This window comes from Alteromonas sp. 1_MG-2023, assembly GCF_030547075.1.
Taxonomy (GTDB): Bacteria; Pseudomonadota; Gammaproteobacteria; order Enterobacterales; family Alteromonadaceae; genus Alteromonas.
The window spans coordinates 1-550 of sequence record NZ_JAUOQH010000052.1; the positions used below are offsets into that span (position 1 = coordinate 1).

The window sequence follows — 550 nt, forward strand, 5'->3', positions numbered from 1 at the left end:
CCTTCCCAAAACCGCCCCGTACAGTCATCTTCTTTATTGGCTTTACGCGCAATATATTCGTTTAAAAGCCGCATAAACCAACTGATGTCGTATAGGCGCTGCCGATATATATTTGCTATTGATATTACAGAATCAATTTGCGTTTCAGAAAGTAACGCTCGTTGTTCGCTATTCATATATTGCCGCGTTAAAACAGTACCTTGGTGAAGCGAATGCCAACGGCTTAGTACTTCTTCGGTAGTCCAAGATAATGCTTCATTTCTATCTACATGCAATACCACATGGGTATGGTTACTCATTACCGCATAAGCGCACACATCAATGGCAAATACACTGGCCAGTTTTAATAATCTAACTTCAACCCATTGACGGCGATGCTCGTAGCTTTTTCCACTGTAATAATCTTCACCACACAGATATGCGCGGCGTACGCAACGCGATACACAATGGTAATACGGCGTATCTTGTAAGCAAATGAGTGATTTTCTAGGGCGAGGCATGGTTATGAATCAGCAGTAATAGTGAGTTTTCTATATTTGCGTGAAAGGGA

1 pseudogene is annotated in these 550 nt (G+C 41.8%); it reads right to left on the minus strand.

The annotated features are described in order from the left end of the window. A pseudogene (locus tag Q4561_RS19795) lies at positions 1 to 500 on the minus strand (transposase); the annotation flags it as partial. Positions 501 to 550 lie beyond the last annotated feature (50 nt).